Annotated in this window: 13 protein-coding genes; 10 read left to right on the top strand and 3 right to left on the bottom strand. The window is 46.6% G+C overall.

What is annotated here, in order from left to right; all coding sequences use genetic code 11:
- Positions 1-474: 474 nt before the first annotated feature.
- Positions 475-1,287: a hypothetical protein gene (locus tag NWF04_07005; protein ID MCW4006324.1), complete on the top strand. Its 813-nt coding sequence runs from the start codon at positions 475-477 to the stop codon at positions 1,285-1,287.
- 293 nt (positions 1,288-1,580) lie between these two features.
- On the opposite strand, the gene NWF04_07000 is transcribed toward NWF04_07005, so the two are convergent.
- Both NWF04_07000 and NWF04_06995 read right to left on the bottom strand, forming a co-directional pair.
- Entirely contained in the window at positions 1,581-2,027 is a 447-nt protein-coding gene (locus tag NWF04_07000) for a type II toxin-antitoxin system death-on-curing family toxin (protein ID MCW4006323.1), read from the bottom strand.
- A gap of 38 nt (positions 2,028-2,065) precedes the next feature.
- The gene (locus tag NWF04_06995) at positions 2,066-2,362 is read right to left on the bottom strand and encodes a nucleotidyltransferase domain-containing protein (GenBank protein MCW4006322.1); all 297 of its coding nucleotides are present in this window, start codon (positions 2,360-2,362) and stop codon (positions 2,066-2,068) included.
- Positions 2,363-2,543: 181 nt separating this feature from the next.
- Here NWF04_06995 and NWF04_06990 point away from each other — a divergent pair, with 181 nt between their 5' ends.
- From NWF04_06990 to NWF04_06970, 5 genes are all read left to right on the top strand, one after another.
- On the top strand, positions 2,544-4,358 hold the full coding sequence (locus NWF04_06990; protein MCW4006321.1) for a ribosome biogenesis/translation initiation ATPase RLI: 1,815 nt from the start codon (positions 2,544-2,546) through the stop codon (positions 4,356-4,358).
- A 4-nt stretch (positions 4,359-4,362) separates the two neighbouring features.
- Positions 4,363-4,800: a cytidine deaminase gene (locus NWF04_06985; GenBank protein ID MCW4006320.1), complete on the top strand. Its 438-nt coding sequence runs from the start codon at positions 4,363-4,365 to the stop codon at positions 4,798-4,800.
- A gap of 88 nt (positions 4,801-4,888) precedes the next feature.
- Positions 4,889-6,418 carry a DNA topoisomerase VI subunit B gene (locus NWF04_06980; protein ID MCW4006319.1) on the top strand — a complete coding sequence of 510 codons (1,530 nt, stop codon included), beginning with the start codon at positions 4,889-4,891 and terminating at the stop codon, positions 6,416-6,418.
- On the top strand, positions 6,399-7,505 hold the full coding sequence (locus NWF04_06975) for a DNA topoisomerase IV subunit A (protein MCW4006318.1): 1,107 nt from the start codon (positions 6,399-6,401) through the stop codon (positions 7,503-7,505). The genes NWF04_06980 and NWF04_06975 overlap by 20 nt, the downstream gene beginning before the upstream one ends.
- Before the next feature lie 165 nt (positions 7,506-7,670).
- Positions 7,671-10,370, top strand: coding sequence for a hypothetical protein (locus NWF04_06970; protein ID MCW4006317.1), 2,700 nt, complete (start codon positions 7,671-7,673; stop codon positions 10,368-10,370).
- A gap of 266 nt (positions 10,371-10,636) precedes the next feature.
- Here NWF04_06970 and NWF04_06965 read toward each other — a convergent pair whose 3' ends face one another.
- Positions 10,637-11,629, bottom strand: a complete 993-nt coding sequence (locus NWF04_06965; GenBank protein ID MCW4006316.1) for an AsnC family transcriptional regulator — start codon at positions 11,627-11,629, stop codon at positions 10,637-10,639.
- Positions 11,630-12,003: 374 nt separating this feature from the next.
- On the opposite strand from NWF04_06965, the gene NWF04_06960 reads away from it, so the two are divergent.
- From NWF04_06960 to NWF04_06945, 4 genes are all read left to right on the top strand, one after another.
- Complete coding sequence (locus NWF04_06960) at positions 12,004-14,388, top strand: PQQ-binding-like beta-propeller repeat protein (GenBank protein ID MCW4006315.1); 2,385 nt, start codon at positions 12,004-12,006, stop codon at positions 14,386-14,388.
- A gap of 184 nt (positions 14,389-14,572) precedes the next feature.
- Entirely contained in the window at positions 14,573-15,349 is a 777-nt protein-coding gene (locus tag NWF04_06955) for a hypothetical protein (protein MCW4006314.1), read from the top strand.
- 232 nt (positions 15,350-15,581) lie between these two features.
- Positions 15,582-18,410: a hypothetical protein gene (locus NWF04_06950; GenBank protein ID MCW4006313.1), complete on the top strand. Its 2,829-nt coding sequence runs from the start codon at positions 15,582-15,584 to the stop codon at positions 18,408-18,410.
- A 224-nt stretch (positions 18,411-18,634) separates the two neighbouring features.
- Complete coding sequence (locus NWF04_06945; protein ID MCW4006312.1) at positions 18,635-18,835, top strand: hypothetical protein; 201 nt, start codon at positions 18,635-18,637, stop codon at positions 18,833-18,835.
- Positions 18,836-18,837: the final 2 nt, after the last annotated feature.

The raw sequence follows: 18,837 nt of genomic DNA, 5'->3' as shown, positions 1-18,837 counted from the left end.
TTTGCTGTGTTTTTTGTTTGGTGTATTTTTTTGTGGAATCTGCTTTGTTGTTTGGGTTTGTGTGTGTTTGCTTACGACATTTGACGTACGCGAATGTTTAAACGCTGCCTTGGCAAGGTAGTCTATTGCTCGATGTGGAGGTGAACAAGCGATGGTGTATTTCGAAGAAGAGGAATGGGAAGAAGGCGAAGAAGAGGAATGGGAAGAAGAAGAATGGTAACCCCGCCAACAACAAATCTGCACTAACGCTTTTTCTTTTATGTTTACGTTTTCTTGCTTTAAATTTTTGAAGTATATTTCGACCTGAATCTTAATTTATTTTTTTATACTTGCTTTCTATAATTCTCCTTTTTTTGAAAGTTTTTTATGTAAAAAAATTGTTAAAATATCCCCTTATCCTTATACAAAAACGTATCTGCAAATAGTAGGTGTTATATATTAAAAGTGGTAGAAATGAACGGGGAGGAGTAAATTGTGACGATATGCATAGCAACTATCTGTGGTGACCCGAAGAATGTTATAGTTGCCAGCGATAGGATGATGACTGCTGGTGATTTATCCGTTGCTTTTGAACATGAATCTCCAAAGATAACTCGTTTAACTGACAATTGTTTGGCGTTAACTGCAGGTCCCGCGCTTGCGCATACAGATTTGTTTAGGTTAGTAAAAAACAATATTCATATTGGTGCATCGCCTCCAGTTTCAGAAATTGTCGAGAAAGTAAAGGAAGAGTATCTGCAAATAAGGAATCGTTGTATCGAAGAACAATTCTTTAAAACACGCGGCTTCACTATTGATTGGTTTAATCTAAATCAACGAACTTTGAATCCAGAAATTGCTATGCGACTTGATCATACACTTGAAACTTACCGATTTGACTTAAGCATACTTATTGCGGGAGTTGATAATTTAGGGGCTCATATTTACTATATTTATCCTCCATGTTGTTCTGAGTGTTTTGACTCACTTGGTTATTGTAGTATAGGAAGTGGAGAACGCCATGCCGATTCAACTTTTGTAGCTTATAGATATGCGCCTTCCTTCTCGTTAAAAGATGGATTGTATATCACATATGAAGCTAAACGAAAATCAGAAATTGCTGTTGGTGTTGGAAGGAGTACTGATATGGCAATAGTTACTGAGAAAGGAATATCTTTTATGCACGATGAAATACTTTCAAAATTGCAAGAGATGTATGAAGAAAAAACTAAAGCCGAAACATTAAAGAAAGATGGAATAGAAAAGATACTTGACGACTTATCTATTTTTGGAGATGACAAAAAGTGAAAGCACGACTTGATGATAGAATAACTTACCGTTCTGGCATTTATGATGCAAGAGTAAAAATCGCTATAGAACGATGGCAGTCTGGAGCCGCATTCAAAACAGAGGAAAATAAAACCGTAAAAAACTGTTGTTGTTAGCCTTTCATTTTTTTTTCAAAAGAACAAAATTAAAAAACTCTTAATAAGCGGATACGCTACCTTAGGGATTTTTTCTCTTTGCCTGCGCCATTGTTTAATGCTCTAAGAATTTTGTCATCAGATTTAATGTTTTTGACAAGAACTTCATATGGATTCCTACTTTGTACCATCTTTTAACCACCTAGCTACCTCTTCAATTTGATAATTACGTATGCCTTTTATAAATTTAATTGTCTTTTGTTCGTCTTTTTCCTTAACTCCCGCACCATTTACCTCTAAAAAAGCTTTTGTAACTTCAAAAGCAGTCCTATGATGACCATCTTGAAATATTCTGCTAGTAGCTATGCTGTGAAGTAGAATAGCCGCCTTCATGTAGATATCTTGAGCTTTTTTTACTTCCTCTAAAAAGTGATAATACGGATTTAAGCCCGTTTCAAATCCAGTGTAGCCACCATACCTCTGTATCATTAAGTCATGTGTTACAACAACAAATTCGTCTGGAGGATACCAAATTTCGTCTTCACTTATTTGGTAGTCGGGTATTTCTATGTGTTGTTCCAGAGCTTTTTTGTTTGGTTTGACCTTGGTTATTTTTGTTGTCATTTAAGACATTATCCATGCTCTTTTTGAACATATAAGTTTTATACCCATATGGTTTCTTCTAAGACGTCTTCTTTGATGTGCCTGTTTAGGAACTCTTTTGAGACCACGTCAACTTTGAGCTTGAGTTTGCGCCGCAGGTAACGTCTTGGTCTTGCCACCAAAAGCAAATCTACCGCTTCAGAATAGGTAACCAGCAGGTCTAAATCGCTTTTTACTGTCTGCTCCCCGCGGGCGTATGAGCCGAAGATGTCGATGGTTTGCACTTTGAAACGCTTCTCAAGCATAGGCTTCAAACGCTGAAGCTCCCCCTTAACATCCTCAAGAGACCTCTGCACTAAACCACCTTCAAAGTACTCTCCCTAACCTATTGCCCCTGTTTCTTTAAGCCTTTTTATCCACCCACCTGCTTCTAAGCTCTACCTAAACCTGCTACAAACTATGTTGACAATCCATGTTTTGGTTGGGGCTGAGTTAAGGTTTTATTACTGCCTGTTGCCTTGATTATCGCGAACGTGTATGACTCGCTTGGCTGTTATGGACTACGACAGGTGCAAACCTAAGAAGTGTGATAAGCTGTGCATCAAGTTTTGTCCGATGGTGCGTAGCCGTGTAGAGGCGGTAAGGTTTGAGGATAACAAGATTGTAATTAGCGAGAAACTGTGCAGCGGATGCGGAATATGCGTTAAGAAGTGTCCGTTTAAGGCGATTTCTATTGTGAATTTGCCTGACGAGCTCGACCAGGATTGTAGCCACCGTTTTGGAGAAAACGCGTTCAAACTTTTCAGGTTACCCACCCCCGCGCCCGGCACCGTTTTGGGGTTGCTAGGACAAAACGGGATTGGAAAAAGCACCACGCTTAAGGTCCTGTCGGGCGAAATCAAGCCTAACCTTGGACGGTTCAACGAGCCCCCAGAGTGGGAAGAAATCATACAGTACTACCGTGGCTCCACTTTGCAGGAGTACTTCCAAAAAGTCAGCGAAGGCAACCTCAAAGTCAGCCACAAACCCCAGTACGTCGACAAAATCCCCAAAGCCATCAAAGGAAAAGTCAGCCAGCTCCTCGAAAAAATCGACCAACGCGGCGTCTTAGAGCAACTCGCGCAGGATTTGGAGCTAAAAAAAATCTGGGACCGACCCCTAGACGTTCTTAGCGGAGGCGAGCTGCAACGCGTTGCCGTGACGGCGGCTTTGTGCCGAGATGCTGACGTGTACCTCTTCGACGAACCGTCTAGCTACCTCGACGTCAAGCAGCGCCTGCACGTAGCCAAAGCTATACGCACCTTAAAAGAGCAGCAAAAAACCGTGGTTGTCGCCGAACACGACCTCGCCATCATCGACTACCTCTCCGACCAAATCTGCGTATTCTACGGAGAAGCAGGCGTCTACGGAGTTGTCAGCCACGTGCACGGTGTACGCACGGGCATTAACATTTACCTGCAAGGCTACATACCCGACGAAAACATCATGTTCCGCAAAGAACCCATCATATTCCACGAAAAACCCCCCACCACCAACCTCTACGAAGATGAGGTGCTGCTTAAGTGGGGACAAATCGAAAAAACCTTTGCGGGCTTCAAGTTAACCGCCGAGCCAGGAGAAATCCGCAGAGGCGAAATTATTGGGGTTTTGGGTCCTAACGGTATTGGCAAGACTACGTTTGTTAAGATTTTGGCGGGTATGGAAAAATCTGATGACAAGCAAAAACTTGGCGAGCTCTCGGTTAGCTACAAGCCTCAGTATATCGCGGCGGATTATCAGGGGACGGTGCAGGAGCTTTTGATGAGCGTGGCGAAGGAGAATTATACTTCGAGCTGGTATAAAACCGAGATTTTGCAGCCCTTAAACATCCAGCGCCTGCTAGACCACTATGTCATGGAGCTCAGTGGCGGAGAGCTGCAAAAAGTCGCCATAGCTGCGAGTTTGTCGCGTAATGCGGATTTGATTTTGCTTGACGAACCCAGCGCTTACCTTGACGTGGACGAACGCCTAAACATGGCAAAGACCCTGCGGCGCATCGTAGAAGCCCACGGCACCCCCGCCTTCGTGGTCGAGCATGACGTTGTTACCCAAGACTTTATCGCTGACCGCCTCATGGTTTTTAGCGGCGAACCAGGCGTCTCAGGAACCGCATACCCCCCCACCACCTTGCGCGGTGGCATGAACCAGTTCCTAAAAGAAATGGACATAACCTTCCGCAGAGACTCCACCACCCGCCGCCCCCGCGTCAACAAAGAACACTCGCGCCTAGATAACATGCAAAAAGAAATCGGCGAATACTACTACACGCTTGTGGCACGGCAAAAAGAAGAAGACGAAGAAGAGGGCGAGTGATTGTATGGGTGAGCTTGGCAAGGTTGAAGCGCAACTGCTTGATGCAGCGTTTAGGGGCATGGAGAACGCGTTTGTGCTTTGGGGATTTGCTGTGGGCGCAGCGGTGTTGGCTGAGGACGGCAAGGTGTATGAGGGCGCAAATGTTGAGAGTTGGATTTCAGGTTTGGGCACCTGTGCTGAGCGTAACGCTATAAACCACGCGTTGATTCATGGGAACCGTAAAATCAAAGCTGTAGCCGTTGTTTTGAGCAGCGAGTATGAGGGTGAAGCTGTGCCCTGCGGCGTTTGTTTGCAGCATATTTTTGACTTCGCAGAAAACGCCCAAATTAAAGTTATCGCGGCAAAAGCAGACTTGCAGAGGGTTCTTTTTGGAACTGTTCAAGTGCAAACTTTGCAGGAGCTGCTTCCGTTCCCCTACAAAAAACGAGCATTTTCTCCTTAAATAATGCAGTTAACTTAAAGAACAAGCAACACTATAACGTAAAGAAACCGACCATACAACAAAGGATAACGACTGGTGGAGGCAAAGGGTGGCACAAGCAACCTTTCAGGAAATAAGCGCGTCTGACTTTTTCTACCGTAACCGCGACATCGCAGGTTTCTCCAATCCCTCTAGAGCAATCTTTGTGGCTATACGCGAAATTGTAGAGAATTCGTTGGATGCTGCCGAAAGCCAAATGATTCCCCCTAACGTTTACGTGCGGCTCTCGTTTGAAGGGGAAGCTACTGCGGACACCCAAATCTACAAGCTGCGTGTAGAAGATAACGGATGTGGTATCCAGCCGCGTTTTATTCCTTCGGCGTTTGGTCAGATTTTGTTTGGTTCCAAATACAAGCTCAAGCAGACCCGTGGTACTTTTGGTTTGGGCGGCAAAATGTCCTTGCTTTATGGGCAAATTACTACTCACAAGCCTGCCATGGTGACGTCAAGCACTGGGGACTCGAACAAAATCTACACTTTCGAGCTGATGATAGACATCCAGCACAACCGCCCCGTAATAGTCAACCGCAAAATGCAAATTAACAAAGATGGCTGGCACGGAACCATCGTAGAATTCACCCTAGAAGGCGACTACCTCAGAGCCATGCCAAAAATCCTTGAGTACTTCAAGCAGACCGCCATGGTTAACCCCTATGCGAACTTGACGTTTGTAGACCCAAAGGGTAGGCTCTACAAGTTTACCCGTGCAACCACCGAGATGCCTGAGCCGCCAGGCGAAACCGAACCCCACCCCTACGGCGTTGACGTCGAACTTCTGCAGCGGCTTATCGCGGTTACTCAATGCAAAAGCATGCAAGACTTTCTAAGAGTCCATTTCCACCGCGTCGGAGGCATAACCGCCAAGAAATTTTTAGAATTTGCCGAACTTGACGCCACCAAAGACCCCAAAAAGCTTGACCACGAAGAAATCGTCAAGCTAATGCAAAACCTCAAACGCTTCAAAGATTTCCTGCCCCCAGACGCCAGCTGCCTCTCCCCCTTAGGCGAAGATTTGTTGCGCGCAGGCATCATGAAAGAACTAACCCCCGAATACTTAGTGGTTCATCAACGCAAACCCTCCACCTACGCAGGACACCCCTTCATCGTTGAAGTGGGCATAGGCTACGGCGGAGGCATACCCAAAAAAGGCAGCTTCACGCTTTACCGTTTCGCAAACCGCATCCCCCTGCTATATGACGAAGCCAGCGACGTCTCCTATAGGGTCATTAACTCTATGAACTGGCGCCGCTACAAAGTCACTCCTGATATGCCCATAGCCATAGTTGTGCACATCTGCAGCACCAAAGTGCCGTATAAAACTGTGGGCAAAGAATTCATTTCTGACCGTGCTGAAATCCGCCGTGAAGTAGCTAATGAGTTGCGTGAAGTGGCGCGTCAGCTGGGGCATTTTCTGGCTCGCAGAGAACACGTTGACCGCGAAAAGAAACGTATGAGCATCTTTTCTAAGTATTTGCCCAAGATTGCAGAGTTCTCGGCGATGCTGGCGGATAAAGAAAAACCTCCTGAAATTGACAAATTGTTGAAGAGTGTGCAAAAGTATGGCGACGAAGAAAAGTAAATCCAGCGTGGCTGAAAAGAAAAGCGAAGTTATTAACGGCTTGAAAAAGCTGGGCACTTCCATTTATAACCAGATGGAGCAAGGCGTCTTTCCAAGCGTTAACATGCCTAGCCGCAGCACCGAAAACATCAACTACGACCCCAACACTCGCCAATACATTTTAGGAGACCGCGTAGTCAACCGAAGCTCCAGAAACATCCGCCACGTCCGACCCTTCACCCAACTAACCTGGGCAGCCATGTTTAGCAACGAACTCACCACACACCGCAAAACCAGCACCTTAAGAGACGTGTACTACTCCGCACAAGCATACGCAATGACGTTCAACGACCAGCAAGAATCCAACAACATCATCACCGAACTAGAAACCATCACCGGTTTTTCCCGCGAAGACTTTAACATCTTCCCCGAAGAACGCTCCGCAATATTTGGAGACCTAACCATCGGCTACACCGTCCCTGGCTACGAAGGCAAAACCATGAACCTCACCGCCCACCCCGACGGCGTCCTCATCGGACCAGCCCTCACCAGCTCCGAATTCATAAAAACCAACGCCGACAAAATCATAGCCATCGAAAAAGGCGCCCTCTTCACAAGATTCATCGAAGAAAACGTGCACAACAAACACAAATCCCTGCTCATATCCTGCGGAGGACAAGCCCCAAGGCAAACCCGCAGCTTCATACGACGCCTCCACGACGAACTCAACTTGCCAGTTTACATATTCACTGACGGCGACCCCTGGGGCATGCACATTGCACAGGTCATTATCTCGGGCTCTGCCAACGCAGCGCACCTGCGCCAACTCAACACTCCCGACGCGGTTTGGAGCGGCGTTTGGGCATCTGACATTGTCGAGTACAAACTGCCTACTGACCCTCTGGATGATGTGGATATAAAGCGGCTCTACGAATTGCAGCGTGACCCCCGATACCAAAACGACCCCATCTGGCAACGCGAAATCAAAATGTTCCTCAAAATTAGACGCAAAGCCGAGCAGGAAGCTTTTAGCAGGTACGGCTTAACCTACATCGTAGACAAGTATTTGCCCACTAAACTTGAGCCTATACCTGAAAAGAAACAGTAACCGCCTTTTGAGGATTGATTCTTCTTTTTTTGGGCGTACATTGTTGCATTTTTCTTCTATTTCGCGTTAACTTTGTTTGCATTCGGCTTTGTTTTTTCGTTAATTGAGTGAATTTTAAATAGTACCTGCGACAATCTTCGTTTTAACCTAAAGGAGATTTAGTGAATGAAACCTAGATTAAGTAATTCTGTAGCTTCGGCTGCTTTGATTCTGCTGCTGTCGATGTCTATGTTTATGTTGCTTGCGCCTACTGCTGAAGCGCATGATCCCCCATGGGAAATCCCAACATACGCATACATTGTTGCTGCACCTAACCCAATAGGTGTACATCAGCAAGCCTTCGTTGTTATGTGGCTTCACGCTGCGCCCCCAACTGCTTCTGGAATTGCTGGAGACCGCTGGCACGACTTCTACCTCGACATCATAGCACCTGATGGCACCGTTGAAACAAGAGGCCCTCTAGTGTCCGACCCTACAGGATCAACATACGTTCTTTTCACACCTGACCAAGTTGGCAGGTACGAATTTGTTCTCGAATACACCGGGCAAGTGTTGACTTTGGTTAACCCAACCAACGGTGAAGCTGTTGACCCCAACGACTTCATGCTTAGCTACTTTGGTTCTGGAGCATTCGTAAATGACACCTTCCTGCCAAGTACTGCAACAACATACATGGATGTGCAAGCAGAACCCGTTGAAGCAGTCCCCGAGTACCCGTTGCCCTCAAACTATTGGACACACCCCATAGAAGGACAAAACACTGCATGGGGCAGCATTGCATCAAACTGGCTAGCAGGCTCTTACCTGGGCTACATAACCTCAAATGACGTTAACCTCTGGCAGCAAGAAGGCGACGCCCCCGACAGTTCCCACATCGTATGGACAACACCTATTGAATTAGGCGGTATCGTCGGAGGAAGCTTCGACATACCCAGTGTGGGCTACTATTCTGGTGGTTCATATGAAGGCAGATTCGCAAACGCCATCATACTGGGCGGCATGCTCTACTACAACGAACCTCTAGGACACGCTGCAAGCGGAGGCGGCTACACATGCCGTGACCTGCGAACTGGAGAAGTTGTCTGGCACAGCGACGTACTAGGCGTTGCAGGCGGCGAAACCGCGCCATCCTTTGGTCAACTCTACGACTACGAATCCATGAACCAGCACGGTGTCGTCGGAGGCATACTCTGGGCAGTTTCAGGCACCACTTGGAAAGGCTATGACGCATTCACAGGCAAATCCGTCTACAACCTAACAGATGTTCCATCTGGATCCTCCGTGTACTCAGACAACGGCGAAATCTTGCGTTACGTCTTCAACTATAACACAACCACAAAGAGCGGCTCGCTTGCACTGTGGAACAACACCCAAGAACAAATGGGACTTCACGGCGCATTAGGAACTGGAAGCAGCGCGTATCAGTGGAGACCAAACGGCAAAGAAATCAACATGAGCACCGCATACACATGGAACGTAACCATCAACGGTGACCTAACTGGTCTAGCTAATCCCTCAATTGTCTCTGTAATCCCTGGTGACAGGATTATTGGCACAAGCACCACATTTGCGTGGCTGGGCGGTATCCTTATGGAATCTCCCGAATACATCACCATGTGGGCAATTAGCGATAACCCTGCAAACCGCGGCGAGATTTTGTGGGTTGAAGAATTCGCTCCTCCTGCTGAACATTTGACTCCCTATATGGGTCCTGTTGACCCTGTAAGCCGCGTGTACACCATCTCATACGTTGAGACCATGGAGTGGACAGGCTTTAGCATTGACGACGGAAAACAGATTTGGGGTCCAATAACTGGCGTGGAACGTGACTTCACCTATTACGGCAGCGGTAAAGGAGGAGGTCAAATAGGCTACACCGCATACGGCAACCTCTATACACAGGGCTTTGGCGGAGAACTCATCTGCTATGACCTAGCCACTGGAAACGTTGAATGGAACTACAACAACACCAACAGCGGCATCGAAAGCGCTTGGGGCAACTACCCAATCTTCGTAGCTGCAATCGCTGACGGCAAAGTCTACGCCTTCAACAACGAACACTCACCCAACTACCCGCTCTACAAAGGCGAAAAAGTCTACTGCATAGACGCATACACAGGCGACGAACTATGGACTATGGACGGCTGGGCAGGACAATCAGGCGGTCCAGGCACCTCCACTAGTGTCCTTGCTGACGGCACATTTGTCTACTACAACTACTACGACAACCAACTATACGCAGTCGCCAAAGGTCCAAGCAAAACAACAGTCAACGCACCCTTGACCTCTGTTGCTGTAAATGACTGCTTCACCATAACCGGCACTGTCACCGACGAATCAGCAGGCGCTAAAGAGAAAATCGCAGACGGGACATTCACAACCGTCGCAGCCATGTCCGATGCAAGCATGAGTAGCTGGATGGAACACATTTACATGCAAAAGCCCCTGCCACAAGACGCAACTGGCGTAACCGTAAAACTGACCGCATATGACCCCAACTGCAACGAAGTAATCATCGGCGAAACAACTGTTGACGCAAACGGCAACTATGGATTTACTTGGGCTCCTGAAGTTCCTGGCACGTACCAGATAGTTGCAACCTTTGAAGGCTCAGACTCGTACTACAGCTCATACGCAACAACATACCTAACCTCAGTCGAAGCACCCTCCGCATCAGTCTCACCAACACCCACCGACACTTCCATGCCAACTTCTACGCCCTCTGCATCTGCTTCTCCTTCGCCCTCTGTTGCTCCTCCAGGCACTGATGATGCTACTGGCACCTACATCTTGCTAGCTGCTGCTGTAGTTGTTATTGTTGCTGTTGCTGGTGTTGCTGCTCTGTTCCTAAGACGCCGACAATAAACCAACCAACAATCTATCAAAAACTCCTTCCTTTCTTTTTTTGTGAAAGGCACCAAGCGTAAAAACGGGCTGAGTGGGCTCTGGGTACTAATTTACGTGTTAGCAGCAAGGTCACTGCAACTTGTTCTCTCCTATTTGGTCCCAGAGCCCCAGTAAACCTTACCAAAAGATGCTTGCGGCGCCTGCTTTTAGGTTCGCTTTACATGGGTTTGTGGTCTTGGTTGTTTGTGAGAATTATAAACGGCTTGTTTATGCGGACCTTGTTTTTATAGGAGTGTTTTGGCTAAGAAATCTGTTGGCCATGGGCTAGGGATGTCGTGTAAGTAGAATTCTGCTGTTTTGATGTTTTTTATTGACTGGATTTTGTTTTTTACTCGGAAGAAGTCTTTGAAATCCTTGATTATGACTGCGATTCTTAGGTCGTAGGCGCCGCCGACAAATTTTCCGCAGAAGACTGCGTTGGGTATTTGGAGTAGTTGTGCTTCTACTTTTGGTAGGGTTCCTCTGTTTTCGACTTTTATGTAGCTGTCTGCTATCACTTTGTAGCCTAACTTGTGAAGGTCGATTGATATGGTTGAGAGGTTTAAGACATTTTTTTCTCTAAGGCATTGGTATCTTTGAATGACATTGTTTATTGAGGTGCTGGTTTTTTCTGCAATTTCTTTGAATGTTGTTCGGGAATTTTTCATGAGTATTTTGGCTATTTGCTTGTCTGTTTCGCTAAGGGCTATGACTTCGTTTGGGGTTTGTTTTTTTTGTCTTGGTGTGACTGTTTTCTCTTGTTGAGCTGAATTAACAACTAGGTTCTCTGGGTGCCATGGATTATTCCACAAGTCAGTATAAATCAAAACGTCTAAACTCTTTATGTGTGGCTTGAGGTCTATTTTCTGGAGCGTTTCATTTAGTTCCTCTAAAGTTCGTGTTGCCAACTGGCCATATATGCTGTATTTGCCTAAGGATTCATCCCCACTAGTTTTCAACGGTTTATTCTTCAATAATTCCAAGGTTTTTGCTCTGTCTGCTAAATCTGTAATTATGCCTATTTCAGCTACGCAATCATAACCAATACTTGGGGGACAAAGATGCATTGTTTCGGCACATATGACCCCCGTTTTCTTCAAACGTTCGTACCTTCTTATAACTGCCGTGACTGAGACATTGCATAATTTGGACAAATCCGTGAAACTCATGCGTGATTCAATCAAAAGGGCTTCTAGAATCCTACAGTCTGTTTCATCGTTTTTCTTCGTCCTATCCAATCCCTTAAACTCTGTTTTTCGAGGTTTCTTGAAAAGTAATCTTCCTTTCATTTCTTAATATGTGTGCTGGTGATAAGCGGTTTGTCTTTTTCGAGTTTCCTTCTGCTGTTTCTGTAAATTTTAATTATGCGGCGGAATTTTATGTTTAATATTTTTTGCCATGCCGTGTTTTTTAAAAAAATTTAAATACATGTCGGTTGAAATGGGGGCATATTATAAAAATGGAGAGTGAAAAAATAAGAAGCTTTGTTAGTTTTAAAAGAGAGCAATCTCGAGTGAAAACCTTTTCTTCAATCGTTTTGATTTTGCTGCTAACTATTTCTGGAATGCTAACGCTCCTGCCCGCTTCAAATGCGCAAACTGCAGATTCACCTTTGCCCACAAATGCATACCTTGTTGTATCCCCAGACCCAGTTGGCATTAACCAGCAAGTCACCTGTTTAATGTGGCTGGTTCAAATCAACCCCGCAGCTGCCGACAATAATGCAGGCAAATGGGAAAACTACCAAATAGAAATCACAAAACCTGACGGACATCAGGAGACTCTTGGGCCTTTCACAGCAGACGATGCGTCTTATGCCCATGCTCTATACACGCCAGATCAACTTGGTGATTACACTTTCAAGTTCGTGTTTCCTGGTCAGCATGTAACAGGAGTTTCCGCGTTTGGGGGTGCAGTGGACTCGTATTATGCGGGAAGCAGTTTTACGGTAATGCTCACGGTTCAGCAGGAAGAAGTGAAGCCGATTCCTCAGGTTCCCCTTCCGGATGGCTACTGGCAACGACCGATTAACTCTCAAAATCAGGAATGGTACACTATCTCTGGTAACTGGCTTGGAACAGGCGCAGGCTCATTTGGAACCAGTGCCAACAGTATAAGTGGAAACATTAACCTCTACACCACAGTTCCTAATACTGGTCACGTTGTATGGACCAAGCCGCTGGTGTTTGGAGGCTTAATAGGGGGCGAATACGGAGGCTCTGCAACAAGCCACTACTACAACGGGAAATCATATGAACCTCAATTTGGTCCGCCAGTAATTATTAACGGAGTACTCTACTACAACGACCCTGCAACTCCAAAACAAGGCTTCTATGCTGTCGATTTGCGCACAGGTGAAACGCTTTGGCACAAGAACAGCTCAATTGGTATAACCACTGGACAGATACTAAACTTCTTATCCATCAACCAAGAAGGCGGAATTCCTTACCTTTGGGACAAGGGCAGAACAGCCTGGACTATGTTTAATGCGGTCACTGGAAATATGATACTTCAAATTTCAAATGTGCCCGCGGCTGCTTCTGGAGGAATTATGAGTACCGGAAACACGGTTGAAGGTCCTAACGGTGAACTTCTTGTATATGCCCTAGATTCAACAAACAACTGGCTTGCGTTGTGGAATTCGACAAAATGCATACAGGCAGGAACTGCTGGGCAATCAACTAACTCTTGGAGACCTCCTGTGGGCGCTACAATTGACTGGCAAGGCGGAGTAATGTGGAACGTTAGCACGCCTTCAGTTCCTGGACAGGCAATCACCCGAACTGGCTCAGGTATATTGTTAGCTACTACTTCCTCTATCACTCCATCTGATGGCTGGCACATGGAGGTAGGATACGACATGAATACTGGAGAACAGCTTTGGATGAAAAACCGTACATCCTATCCTGGAGCTACTATATGGGGACTCTTTGGACCTATAGCCGATGGCGTATTCACTGAATTCCACTCTGATGCGATGCAATGGTACGGTTTTGATGTCAACACTGGAGAACAGCTTTGGGGACCATCTGTACCCTACGAAAATGCTTGGGGTTCTTTGGCTAATAACGACGTAGCCTCTGAAAGTGCGTACGGAATACTTTATGCATTTGCTGTAGATGGAGTTCACGCGTTAGACATTAAAACTGGCGAGAGACTCTGGGACTTCTATGCTGACCCCGCAGGAGCTGACTTCCCTGGATATAGCACATTGCCTTTTGAGACTAACATGCTGTTTACGGTTGCAGGCGAAAAGGTTATTGCAAGCACAGGTGATTCACACGGAGTTCCCCAGTTCCGAGGCGCAAAGTTGTATGTTGTTGATAACTCTGGAAACGAAGTTTGGAGCATCAACGGCTGCTTTGAGCAGTCTTTGCCCGTTGCAGACGGCTATCTAGTAGGCTATAACCTCTATGACAACATGCTTTACTGCTTTGGCAAAGGACAGACAGCAACCACCGTTACCGCGCCAAACACCGCAGTACCCAAAGGCACACCCGTTCTAATACAAGGAACAATCACTGACCAATCTCCAGGAGAAACTTGTCTAGGCATTCCAACCGCAGGCACCCCAGCGGTTTCTGATGCTGGCATGAGCGACTGGATGGCATACTTGTACATGCAACAGCCTAAACCAACTGATGTTACTGGCGTCCCCGTGTATTTAACCGCAGTCGATTCTAACGGCAACACCCACGAAATCGGAACCGTAATGAGCAACGTAAACGGCAACTACGCAGTCTCATGGACACCCCCAGTTGCAGGACTCTACACTATAACCGCTACCTTCGACGGCTCTGAATCTTACTATCAATCAACTGCAGAAACCGCCTTCATTGTCTCAGACGCATCCGCCACACCCAACATATCACCTTCGCCAAGCACTGCACCTCCACCCGCCAGCGAAGTTCCAACCACCACCTACGTAGTTATAGCAGTAGTTGCAATCATAATTGTCATAGCCGCCGCAGCGATAGTGCTTCGCAAACGCAAATAACCCTCAACAATTCCCTTTTCCCTTTTTTAGTCCCAAAAGAAAAATCCAAGTGGGCTGAGTGGGCTCTGGTTAGACCGATGAGTAATGCGTTAACATCAAATCACTGCAAGGGTTTCTTTCTCTTTCCTATTGGTTCCAGCGCCCCAGCAAACCCTTATTTGTAACTGTAAATATGGATTATAACATGGTTATTGAAGACCGCGAAATTAAGGTATTGACTGACTTGGGTCTTACGGTTTCCCAAGCAAAAATATATCTGGCTTTTTCTAGGTTGGGTTCTTCAAAGGCTTTGGCGGTTTCTAAAGTTGCAAAACTAGACCGTGCTGAGACTTACCGTGTGATTTCTCAGCTTGAACAAAAAGGGTTTTTGCAAAAAATTTTGGCTTATCCTGTGGAGTACCGTGCGGTTCCTTTGAAGGATTTGCTGTCTGCTTTGTTAAATGGTGAGAAACGCAGGCTCTGTGACCTTGAAAAGGAAGCGAAGCGGCTTATTCATTCTGAATTAAGCGAGGATGTGCTTGCAAGAACTGAAGAAAGCGATTGTCTTGTCTTGATTCCTAACTTAAAGATTGCCACGCCACAGATAGTTCGCTCTATTAATTCTGCACGTAAATCCATTCGGATTATTTCTGCTACAAGTTATCTTCCAGTGCAGACTATTCCGTATGTTGAGGCTTTGAAGCGCGGTGTCAAAGTTGTCATGATTTTGGAAAAGCCCCCAAATGGTGATGCGCTGCCTGATTACATTCAGGAGTTAAAGAAGTATTCCCATTATGAACTGTATTTGTTGCCTCATTTGCCTGAGGTTCTTTTAGCGGTTAACGATGACCGAAAAACTTGGGTTCAATTGTCGGGTTCTGATTTTTCCGATAGTGCTTGGGTTATGTCTACTAATCCGCGGATTTTGGCTTTGGCTAATGCCTATTTTGAAAAGGTTTTGCGTGAATCGACTCCTGCTTGAATTCCAACGTGGCGTTTTTTAGCTGCCTGACAATGTTTCTTTTATTTGGTTAAATTTGTGAATTTTAACGTTAAATTGCGTTTTAATCTTATGTTGTCTATTTTTTCGGCTATGTAGTTTACCTTTGTACGTACAGTTGTTCTGCTTTATCTAATTCTTGGTGTCATCTGCGGTTGAAACTCCCACTCACTAGTTCTTTTAAACCCACATGCGGTAAAAAACGTACCTTACTATGGAGAAAGAAAAAATGAACCGAAACCCGACTATTACAATTGCCTTAATGGCGTTGTTATTTGCTTCTGCATTCTTAGCAGCAGCACCATCCGTTAGCGCACACGACCCCCCATGGACAATCCAAAGATACGCTTTCGTTACTGCAGCTCCCAGCACAGTCGGCGTTAACGACCCAGTCGCAATCGTCCTCTGGGCTGATATGCCGCCTCCAACCGCATATGGTGCCTTGGGTGACCGATGGCACGGAATGACAGTTGACGTCACAAAGCCAGATGGCTCTGTTGAACGCGTGCTTGATAACGCTGATTCTGACCCAGTAGGCGGAACCTACGCTCTGTACTTCCCTGACATGCCAGGCGAATACACAATTGAATTCAGTTTCCCCGAACAAGTTCTTGAACTTAAAGGTGGAACCAACAGCGTTTACGTAGGCGACGTCTTCTCAGCAGGACACGCATCCACGACATTTACCGTACTAGCAGAATCACCCGTAGAGCACTTCCAAGAAGCACAAGTACCAATCAGTTATTGGACACGCCCAATTAACGAAAACAACCAAGGCTGGTCCTCTATAGCCTCAGCATGGCTAGGCTCTGATGGAACTGGCGGCTTTTTTGGTGCAACTTACCTGAAATACAACCCCTACGGTCGCGGACCTAACACTGCTCACGTCTCAATGACTTACCCCTTGTCTTGGGGTGGCATCGTCGGCGGTGACCACGCGGTTAACGACCAGATAAGCTTCTACTCAGGTACTCAGTACCAGCTAAAGTTCTCGTATCCAATAATCATGTACGGTAACGTCTACTTTGCTCTTCCAGAAAACAATGCAAACTCTGGCAACGGCATCGCATGCGTAGACCTACGAACTGGCGAAACTGAATGGGTAAACCCTGACTTTAACACTCTGATGATGGGTCAACTCTACGACTTTGAATCAGGCAACCAGCACGGTGTTACAGGCATTTACCTGTGGGCAAGAGGCACAGCTGTTGGCACTGGAATAACTAATCCAGGCGAAGAAGCAGTTGCTGCACTAAGCGGTAGCTACCCCCCTGGTTCAAGCCTAGGCGCTGTATCTGCATCTAACGACCGAACCGCACAAGTCAACGCTGCTGCTTGGGTAGCAATTGACCCCCAGACTGGAAATGTCCTGTTTAACCTAACCAATGTTCCATCTGGAACTCAAGCCTACGGACCAATGGGCGAATGGTTAATCTACGGCCTTGGTGGTCCTGGCGATGGTTCAATGACCTACCTGACTCAGTGGAACAACACCAAACTACCCGGAATCGACGCTGGAACTGGTATTGGCCAATGGAGACCTGGAAACTCTAACTACAACATGAGCACTGCCTACGACTGGAACGTAACCCTCTCACAAGTCCTCTACTCACAGACAGATGAAATCGGCGGAAGCGGATTTGGCGTTACCTCATCATACGACCCTGAAACAGGACTCTACACTACCCCACCAACAATTCTGCGCGTATTCCCTGGCAACCTAATCTTAGGTCAAAGCTCAGGCATGCAGCAGACACCTGGAACATCTGCAGGTATCCTTGGAACTCCTGACCCCTTCACTTTGTGGGCAATCAACCTTGACCCCGCACGAGCAGACATAGGCGATGTCTTGTGGCTAAAGCAATACCCCGCACCAGCTGGCAACATCACAATCAACATTGGTCCTGCAGACGGTGAAAGCAACGTTTTCACTCTCTACTACAAGCAGACCCGTCAATGGCTAGGATTTGACATGCTAACTGGCAACCAAATCTGGGGACCCACAGAATCTGAGAACCAATGGAACTTCTACACAGGCACTACTGGTCTAACAAGCCCAATTGGCATCGGCTACGAACACATGTACGTTGCAGGTTACGGCGGAGTTCTCTACGCATACGACCTCAACACAGGTAACTTGGACTTCACCTTTGGTAACGACATCAACGACCCCACAAACAGCACATACACTGCCGAAACCGTTTACGGACAATACCCAACTCAGGTTGCAGCCGTAGCTGACGGCAAAGTCTACCTAGTCGAAGAAGAACACTCTTTAGGCTCTCCTGCATACCGCGGCGCCAAGACCCGCTGTGTTGATGCCCTCACAGGCGAACTGCTCTGGGACATCTACGGCATATGTTCATGGCAAAGCAACGCAGTTGCTGACGGCTACTACACATGGCTCAACTACAACGACATGACCATCTATGCCATGGGTCCAGGCCCAAGCGCAACCACCGTTGACGTCAAGAACAACGTAGTTTCGATGGGTCAAAGCGTGGAAATCGTTGGAACAGTAACTGACCAGACTCCACAAGCTGACCTACAAGGCACCCCCGCAGTATCTGATGCAGACCAAGGCGAACAAATGCAGTATCTCATCCAGCACACAGTCGACAAACCAACCGACATCACAGGCGTTCCCGTAACACTATACACAACTGACTCCTCTGGCAACAAAGAGCAAATCGCACAAGTCATGAGCACTGGCACAGGCGGAATCTTCCACTACCTATGGACACCACAACACGAAGGCGAATACGTAATCACCGCAGAATTCGCTGGCTCACAAGCATACGGACCATCATCAGCAGAAACAGCAATCGGCGTAGTTAGCGCAGCATCCCCAAGCGTACCCCCAACCACAGCATCACCCACTGCTCCAACACCAACACCAGCAAGCTCCGCATCCCCCTCACCTAGCGAAGCTCCACAACCCCCAGCCAGCGGCATACCCACTGAAACCTACATCGCAATAGCCGTCGCAGTCATCGTAATCGCCGCAGCCGCAGCAGTTCTCGTACTTAGACGCCGACAATAAACAAAAATCCCTTCTTTCTTTTTTTTCGTGCATAGGACAAAAAAGGGGCTGAGTGGACTCTAGTCTATAATGCTTAGACAGCAGAATCTCCTTAGGTTTCATTCTCTCTCCTGTTTAGGTTTCTAGAGCCCAGCAAACCCTTCTGATGCATACCAAAAACTGGCGAAAGCATAAAATACTCAACCCTCTTATGTTACTGGCAATACAAAACTGAGCGAATGACCATGAGTGAAGACGTATCCTTCTGGGTAACTTTGACAGAAAAAATCGTTGCATTATTAATCATTGCTTTAGGCGGTGTCATGATTTACTTTACAGCTACAACCGCCGTTTTGGGTGCCTTTACAGGGCTATTTGGCTTCTTTTGCGCAGTTCTTCTGGTTGCAGGTGCTTTCTTGCTAATCATGAAGCCTAACGCGGAGTAGCT

The organism is Candidatus Bathyarchaeota archaeon (genome assembly GCA_026014465.1).
In the GTDB taxonomy this organism is placed as follows: Archaea; Thermoproteota; Bathyarchaeia; order Bathyarchaeales; family Bathycorpusculaceae; genus JADGNF01.
This window is presented reverse-complemented; position numbering and strand designations above follow the sequence as displayed.

Bases quoted from the DNA above. Each gene is read 5' to 3' on its own strand.
- NWF04_07000 (MCW4006323.1), bottom strand. From the start codon at position 2,027: ATGACAACAAAAATAACCAAGGTCAAACCAAACAAAAAAGCTCTGGAA.
- NWF04_06990 (MCW4006321.1), top strand. From the start codon at position 2,544: ATGACTCGCTTGGCTGTTATGGACTACGACAGGTGCAAACCTAAGAAG.
- NWF04_06985 (MCW4006320.1), top strand. From the start codon at position 4,363: ATGGGTGAGCTTGGCAAGGTTGAAGCGCAACTGCTTGATGCAGCGTTT.
- NWF04_06975 (MCW4006318.1), top strand. From the start codon at position 6,399: ATGGCGACGAAGAAAAGTAAATCCAGCGTGGCTGAAAAGAAAAGCGAA.
- NWF04_06970 (MCW4006317.1), top strand. From the start codon at position 7,671: ATGAAACCTAGATTAAGTAATTCTGTAGCTTCGGCTGCTTTGATTCTG.
- NWF04_06955 (MCW4006314.1), top strand. From the start codon at position 14,573: ATGGTTATTGAAGACCGCGAAATTAAGGTATTGACTGACTTGGGTCTT.
- NWF04_06950 (MCW4006313.1), top strand. From the start codon at position 15,582: ATGGAGAAAGAAAAAATGAACCGAAACCCGACTATTACAATTGCCTTA.
- NWF04_06945 (MCW4006312.1), top strand. From the start codon at position 18,635: ATGAGTGAAGACGTATCCTTCTGGGTAACTTTGACAGAAAAAATCGTT.